Raw genomic sequence first — 7,506 nt, forward strand, 5'->3', positions numbered from 1 at the left:
TTTGAAAATGATTGAGTATAAAGTAAAATAGATTGCAAGAATGTTGCTTGAATCATTACAAGACAGAAACTTCCCATCTTCCATTCAAATTGATACTCAATGAAAATCAAAGAGTAAACTAGAAAGCTAGTCGCAGGTTGCTCAAAGCACAGCTTTGAGGTTTCAGATAAAACTGACGTGGTTTGAAGAGATTTTCGAAGAGTATGACAAATAAAAAACGAACAAGACCTACTTCCTATCACGAAAGCTAGATCTCATTCGTCAAAATGATATTACCAAGTCTGGTTTATCCATTCATTGAAACGTGAACATAGTCATAGTGGTTTTCTATCACACTACCGCGGTCTGGCATTGGATTCCAAGTGTTAGCTGGCCCATATTTGCTATCGAATGGAGCATAGAAACGTTGTTTCCAGATGATGTAACTAATGCCGCGGCTGGCCATATTTTGAATAGCGTATTCCGCAATCTTATCCCCTAGTTCTGAGCTTTCTGGTACAATAAAGTCAATAGCCAAACCTTTTCCGTGATCTCCACTGTCTCCTGGACGGTAACCACTAAAGAATGTGATGCCAAACAAGTTGGCAATTTCTTCTTTAAAGGCAGCCGTTTGTGGTTGAAGGCCTGCATTTTCAGATTTCGCTACTGCAAGTCCAGCATAATCAGGCGCAGCTGGAGCTGTGTAAGTTGTTGAAACTCTCTTCGTCTCTTCTGGTTGATAAGTAGAAACTGTTGGTGTAGCTCCATTTGATGATGCTACTTCTTTTGCTTCTGAACTTGTTGCAGTTGTTTCGGTTGCTTTTTCTTCTACTAGAGTTGTAGTTGGTTCCACTGCTGACTTAGCTTGAGGGCTTACTTGTGTTTCCTGCTTCTCAGCTGGAGTCGTTTCCTGAGGAGCTGCTTCTGTAACTGGGCGAGTTGTTCCAGTTGTTTGCTCCTCTGGGACAGAAGTGCCCGTAGATGATGCCACTTCTTCAGAAGCAATCACTGTCTTTGTAACTTCTGAGCTTGATGCTACTTCTTTTGGCGCTTCTGTAATCGGTTGAGAAAGATCTGCAACTTGAACAGTTTGATCATCTACGGTTACTTGATTGGTTGTCAAATCTGCTGTCGCAGTTGTCACTTCTTCACTAGAGTCTGCTTGGGGTGTTTGGATTTCAACTTCCGTTACTTCTTCTACTTCATTGACAGTTGTTGTCAAAACGGTTTCTGGGAAAATCAAGTCCATATTAGTGATTTTATTCAAATTCGCAAGAACTGTGACATCTACACCCAAGGCTTCTGCAATGGTGCTCAAGGTATCACCATACTGAACGGTATAACTAGTTTTGTTATCCGTTTTAGTCAAATCATTTTTGATTTGCTCAACACTACGTGCAGTCCAAAGAACTTCTTCTGCTTGAGTTGCCAATACTGGGGCAAATGACAAGGCTACTGTTGAGGCTAATAATATTCTTTTCTTCATTCTTTCAAATTCCTTTCAAATGAGTACCTGTCTATCATAACACAAAAAATGCAGAAAAAAAGCCCTCTCGGGCCTATTTAACAGAACTGTCTATTCCTTGTAACAAACTCGGTTACTTGAAACAGTTTGTTAGGTCTCTGTCACAAAACTGACATAATCTTTTTATCGCTCAACCTCAAAAATACGGGAAATATCTACTAACGCTTGAATCCTGTGATTGCCTTCATAAGACGACTCTAAAAAGTTGAGACTTTGAATCCCACTATTCTGGGCAAATTCCACATCCAGAGTCCGATCCCCTATATAATAAGTATTGTCAGAATTCAACTGATACTTGTCTAACAGATAGTTAGCCGCTTCTGGACTTGGCTTCCGCGCAAAGCCACTCTGACTGGTTAAAATCTCCGTAAAATAGGACTCCAAACCCAAATCTCTGAGAATGGTAAAAGCGTTCTTCCCCTTATGAGTATAGACAAACTGCTGAATCCCTGTCTCATTTGCCCAAGCTAGCACCTCACGCGCACCTGGCATCAAAATTACCTGAGCATTCTTTTCAGCCAGACTTTGGGCACGCACTTGATTGAGCACTTCCACATCTAGCTTTCGCTCTTCCGCCACCTGCACAAGCAAATCCTGCACCGAATACTTGAGGATAAACTCTCTTACCTTCTCCTTATCATAAGGAATAAAAAACTGAGCAAAAGTCTCCTCAATCCCAGATAAAATCGCTTCGTAAGAATCCAATAAAGTCCCGTCTAAATCCCAAATAAAAGCTGTTTTTTGCATTTCCTATCCTTTCAAGCTCATATAGCGCTGGTAACGATAGCGTAGAAATAACCAGCGAAAACCATTATCCAAGAGAGTCCCTGCCCAAATACCAGACAAGCCCCAACCAAAAACAATCCCCATCAGATACCCTGTTCCAATGCGGATACACCACATTCCTATACTTGTCGCATAGAAGGGAAGCCGAGCATTGCCCAAACCCTGCCAGACTGCTGTATAGATGACTGTTCCTATCGTCATAGGGATTCCAAGTAGTGAAAAAAGTGTCACTAGAACACTAGCCTCCACCGCTAGAGAATTAGTTGTATAGAGATGAGTTAGTGGTATACCCAAAGCATAGATACTGAAGGTCAAGGGCAACATGAGGACCAGAGAGAGCCAAAAGGTTTGCTTGCTCAAACTAGCGACTCTTTTCCAATCATCTTCTCCAACCGCTCGAGCCACTTGCATGACTGTTGCTGTAGCCACACCAAAGGCAGGCATATAGTTAAACTGGGTCAAAACTTCCCCGACTGCATTTCCAGCCACTGCCTCTGTCCCGAAAGACACAACCAAGGCAATGATTACTACATCTCCAGCCCGCATCATAAGTCGCTCTCCAGCTGCTGGTATTGCCAAAGTCAGTAAGTCTTTATCCAGTCCAAAAGTTGGCCTCGCATAAGGAAGTTTTAATTGTAACCACAAAATCACAAGACCGACCAAACGAGACAGAATAGTCCCCCAAGCAACACCAGCTATTCCCATATCTAGAACAAAAATAGCTAGACTGGAAAAGAGAATATTCAAGGCATTGGATAAAAAACTAACATAGAGGGGCAGACGTGGATTATGCGTTGCACGAATCAAGGCTCCCAGACTAGTCATCAACCCCAAGAGCACAATCGACCCTCCTACCAAAGATAGGTAGAGTCCACCACTCTCAGCTACATCTCTCTCCGTCCCCAAAAGTCCTATCATCTCTTTCCCAGCGAAGATGGACAAAGCTCCTAAAAGGAAACTTAATAGTAAGGTAATCTTCAAGGCCTCAGTCACATGATAGGCTAGCTTAGACTGATCCTTCTGCCCCAAACTTTTTGAAATAACACTGGAAATAGCAGCTCCCAGAGCGATGAAAATCGCCTGATAAATCGTAATAATATTACCAGCTACTGATACACCCGAAATAGCTATCAAGCCCAAGTGGGCTACCAGATAACTGTCCACCATCCCCATGAGCATCTGCAAAAAGTTTTCGCCCATAGCTGGCAAGGCAATATTCAGAATGTCTTTATTTTTCTTAAACAATCCTTCCTCCTTATGAAAAGAAACTCAGTTGGTTTCCCAACCGAGTTTACTCCCTCTGTCTTAAAGTCCTAGATAAGCCTCAACCGCTGCTTGCATATCAGCAGCTGCCACTGTTGTCTTGTGACGAACAGGAGTTGTTTCAAGGCCATCAACTGCTGGTGGCACTGCAACGCCTGAGATTTCATGTAATTGAGCCAAGGCTTCAAAGTCAGTCAAGTCAACTTTCCCCGTTACAGCTTCTACTGCAACTACTGGGAACTTGTATGGACTAGCTGTTGATGCAATCACTGTCTTAGTCGCATCGCCAGTAGCAGCTTGGTATTTCTTATAAACTGCTGAGGCAACCGCTGTATGTGGATCCTCGATATAAGAATCTGACTCATAAACACGCTTGATTTCTGCTGCCGTTTCTTCCTCAGTCGCATATTCAGCTGCAAAGAGGTCCAAAATCTCTGCATCAAAATTAGTCAACTCATATTGACCTTGGCTATTCAAAGCATTCATGAGTTCAGCTGTCTTAACCGCATCATTTCCCAAAAGATGGAAAATCAAGCGCTCCAAGTTTGAAGATACCAAGATATCCATAGATGGACTAGTTGTTACCTTAAACTCACGCTTCTTGTCATAAACACGTGTCTTGAAGAAGTCTGTCAAAACATTGTTGTCATTTGAAGCACAGATCAATTTACCAACTGGTAGGCCGATTTGTTTGGCATAAAAAGCAGCCAAGATATTTCCAAAGTTTCCTGTTGGTACTGTGAAGTTGACCTTATCACCAACCACAATCTCACCAGTCTTAACCAACTGAGCGTAGGCATAAACATAATAAACAATCTGTGGTACCAAACGACCGATATTCATAGAGTTTGCAGATGAAAATTGCAACTTGTTTGCAGCCAATTTTTCACGAAGGGCTACATCGTTAAACATATGTTTGACGTTAGTTTGCGCATCATCAAAGTTACCATCAATGGCGATAACATGAGTATTGTCACCAGTCTGAGTAGTCATTTGCAACTCTTGTACCTTGCTGACACCATCTTTTGGATAAAAGACGACAATCTCAGTGCCAGGTACATCCGCAAACCCTGCCATAGCAGCTTTCCCAGTATCACCAGATGTTGCTGTTAAGATGACAATCTTGTTCTCCAAACCATGCTTCTTAGCAGCTGTTGTCATAAAGTATGGCAAAATAGACAAGGCCATATCCTTAAATGCAATTGTTGAGCCATGGAAAAGCTCCAGGTTGTATTGCCCGTCTAATTTCACTAATGGTGCGATAGCTGGAGTATCAAACTTGCTATCGTAGGCATTGTTGATACAGTAGTCCAACTCTTCAGCTGTAAAGTCATCTAAAAATGCTGACAAAACAAGCTTAGCAACTTCCTGATAAGATGCATCTTTCAATTTGTCAAAGTCCAAATCTACCTTTGGATAAGTAAGCGGTGTAAATAAACCACCATCCGTCGCCAAACCTTGCAAAATAGCTTGGCTAGCAGTTACTGTATTGTTGGCATCACGCGTTGATTGATAAACTAATGTCATTACTCTCTATCCTTTATCTATAGTCCCTTCCATTATATCATGATTTTTCAGAAAATTCTCCCTTTATAAGAGAAATTATAGGCCCAATTCTTCTTTCAAAGACTCTAAATAAATCATTTCTTGTTTATTTCTCATCTTCAGTCCTTCATCAGCTAGCCAGAGTAAATCTTTTGAAAACTCTATAATCGCAGTTTTCTCCTCATCTGTTAGCTTTTTCTTAGAAAATTGCCGCCTTAAAGACTTATAATTTCTCCCAAATGCTTTAAAGAAAGGTGCGATTTCTAAGTAAGATTCAAGTTTCTCTAAATTAACTAATAATCCCAAGTGAAAAGCTGCTGAAGCGAAAGTTCTATCTAGAGATTGAGTACACACACTACGAAACTCAACTGTTCCGCGAGTCGTTAAGTCTTGGTACTGATAACTACGATGAGTTTCAAAATCTTTCTCTTGAGGGTAAATAAGAACCTCTTCCCCATTAAGATCAAATGCTTGGATTTCAGGTGTAGCTAAATAGTCCCTAGCCTGAATCGGATAAAAATAATAGGTTTGTCCATCACGTTCCGCAGTAAAAATTGCAGAATGATCTAGATAGTCAAAAAAATCATCTTCATCATCAAAAAGTCTAGTATTAACCCCAACATTCTCTGGATAGATGCCATGCATCGATTCTTCCCAGAAGATGTCCCTTGAAATTTTTGTATACCAATCCGCACCTGTAAACTCAGAATTGGCAAATAAATAAGCCTTAACTGTTTCAATTTGGGTAAAAGCATTAATCACCCGTAAGTAGTTGGATTTTGAAATATCCAGCTGAACCTGACTCCCACAGATAAAAGCACCATATTCAGGGAAATGATGTAAATCTGATTTAGTAATATTTCTACTCAAATTCAAATAATCCATCAACATCTGATAGCGTGGATAAGCCACTGGACAATTCTCATTTTTATCCCAGTTAGGATGGATACCGCAACCAACGATAGCATGATTGGATTCGCCTAATTGTCTCTGAATTACATCCATATAATTATTGAAACGATTTTCGACCTCTTGAATCGTTTCAGCCTTACCAAATGCAAATTCAATCGTAGTATAGGAAACTTCAAATAAAATAGCATCCTGACTTATCGGATCTACTAACTGGATAGGATTGCCAAAATCATCTACCTTTTCTACAATGAAATCCAGAGCGGAAACTAAATAATGAAATAGATCCTTTATAACTTCAACATCTGTAGCATCCCCTTCTAAACTTGCAACAGGATACTCCAACTCAATTCCGACAAACAATTCAGGATTTTCTTTAATATTTTTCAAATACCGATGTTTTAATAAATCGATAGAACAAGACATACTCCCCTACACTTTCTTAATCTAAATAAAATTTGAATAACTACTATTATACCAAAAATAATACAAAAAAGGAACGAAGATTAACTACGTTCCTAACGCTATACTATACCGGCGGCCGGGGTCGAACCGGCACGTCCTTGCGGACACTGGATTTTGAGTCCAGCGCGTCTGCCAATTCCGCCACGCCGGCAAATAGTAACTGGGGTAGCTGGATTCGAACCAACGCATGAGGGAGTCAAAGTCCCTTGCCTTACCGCTTGGCTATACCCCAATAATATAAAATAGGCGAGTGATGGGGATCGAACCCACGCATGCCAGAGCCACAATCTGGTGTGTTAACCACTTCACCACACCCGCCATAATTCTATTAACACGGGCAGTAGGAATTGAACCCACACTGAAGGTTTTGGAGACCTTAGTTCTACCTTTAAACTATGCCCGTAAAATGGAAGGGGAGGGATTCGAACCCCCGAACCCGAAGGAGCGGATTTACAGTCCGCCGCGTTTAGCCTCTTCGCTACCCTTCCAAAATATATAAATGGCGCGAGACGGAATCGAACCGCCGACACATGGAGCTTCAATCCATTGCTCTACCAACTGAGCTACCGAGCCTTATTGCGGGAGCAGGATTTGAACCTACGACCTTCGGGTTATGAGCCCGACGAGCTACCGAGCTGCTCCATCCCGCGTTAATATAAAAGGAGGATGTGGGATTCGAACCCACGCACGCTTTTACACGCCTGACGGTTTTCAAGACCGTTCCCTTCAGCCGGACTTGGGTAATCCTCCAAAATAGTTTATACGGGAACAAACCCGTGTCCTCTTAGTGAAAAGATAATGTTTCAATTCTCTAGTAATGGACTAAACACTATGGGCACGAGTGGACTCGAACCACCGACCTCACGCTTATCAGGCGTGCGCTCTAACCACCTGAGCTACGCGCCCAAGTTAAAACTTGGTACAAAGAACAAAGTTCAAAGCGGGTGACGAGAATCGAACTCGCGACAACAGCTTGGAAGGCTGTAGTTTTACCACTAAACTACACCCGCTAAAATGGGAGTTAACGGGATCGA

The 7,506-nt window shown here is 41.7% G+C and carries 5 protein-coding genes and 10 tRNA genes; all 15 read right to left on the bottom strand.

Annotation, left to right across the window (positions count from 1 at the left end):
* Window positions 1-286: 286 nt before the first annotated feature.
* The gene (locus HT678_RS04325; RefSeq protein ID WP_172924612.1) at window positions 287-1,465 is read right to left on the bottom strand and encodes a LysM domain-containing protein; all 1,179 of its coding nucleotides are present in this window, start codon (window positions 1,463-1,465) and stop codon (window positions 287-289) included.
* Window positions 1,466-1,627: 162 nt separating this feature from the next.
* Window positions 1,628-2,251 carry an HAD family hydrolase gene (locus tag HT678_RS04330; RefSeq protein ID WP_119943731.1) on the bottom strand — a complete coding sequence of 208 codons (624 nt, stop codon included), beginning with the start codon at window positions 2,249-2,251 and terminating at the stop codon, window positions 1,628-1,630.
* A 3-nt stretch (window positions 2,252-2,254) separates the two neighbouring features.
* Window positions 2,255-3,535 (bottom strand): MATE family efflux transporter, encoded by a 1,281-nt coding sequence (locus tag HT678_RS04335; protein ID WP_119947241.1) that lies wholly within the window; start codon window positions 3,533-3,535, stop codon window positions 2,255-2,257.
* Window positions 3,536-3,595: 60 nt separating this feature from the next.
* Entirely contained in the window at window positions 3,596-5,080 is a 1,485-nt protein-coding gene (gene thrC / locus HT678_RS04340; protein ID WP_119947240.1) for a threonine synthase, read from the bottom strand.
* 75 nt (window positions 5,081-5,155) lie between these two features.
* A complete protein-coding gene (locus HT678_RS04345) occupies window positions 5,156-6,433 on the bottom strand; it encodes a gamma-glutamylcysteine synthetase (RefSeq protein WP_172924613.1) in 1,278 nt (425 codons plus the stop codon).
* Between the two features lie 106 nt (window positions 6,434-6,539).
* A tRNA-Leu gene (locus HT678_RS04350) sits at window positions 6,540-6,623 on the bottom strand.
* Between the two features lie 9 nt (window positions 6,624-6,632).
* Window positions 6,633-6,704, bottom strand: a tRNA-Gln gene (locus HT678_RS04355).
* A gap of 13 nt (window positions 6,705-6,717) precedes the next feature.
* A tRNA-His gene (locus tag HT678_RS04360) sits at window positions 6,718-6,790 on the bottom strand.
* 14 nt (window positions 6,791-6,804) lie between these two features.
* Window positions 6,805-6,875, bottom strand: a tRNA-Trp gene (locus HT678_RS04365).
* A gap of 4 nt (window positions 6,876-6,879) precedes the next feature.
* Window positions 6,880-6,960, bottom strand: a tRNA-Tyr gene (locus HT678_RS04370).
* 12 nt (window positions 6,961-6,972) lie between these two features.
* A tRNA-Phe gene (locus HT678_RS04375) sits at window positions 6,973-7,045 on the bottom strand.
* 3 nt (window positions 7,046-7,048) lie between these two features.
* Window positions 7,049-7,122 (bottom strand) — tRNA-Met (locus tag HT678_RS04380).
* A 10-nt stretch (window positions 7,123-7,132) separates the two neighbouring features.
* A tRNA-Ser gene (locus HT678_RS04385) sits at window positions 7,133-7,222 on the bottom strand.
* Between the two features lie 82 nt (window positions 7,223-7,304).
* Window positions 7,305-7,378: transfer RNA gene (locus HT678_RS04390), tRNA-Ile, on the bottom strand.
* A gap of 33 nt (window positions 7,379-7,411) precedes the next feature.
* Window positions 7,412-7,482 (bottom strand) — tRNA-Gly (locus tag HT678_RS04395).
* Window positions 7,483-7,506: the final 24 nt, after the last annotated feature.

This window comes from Streptococcus sp. 3167, assembly GCF_013277175.1.
Taxonomy (GTDB): Bacteria; Bacillota; Bacilli; order Lactobacillales; family Streptococcaceae; genus Streptococcus; species Streptococcus pseudopneumoniae.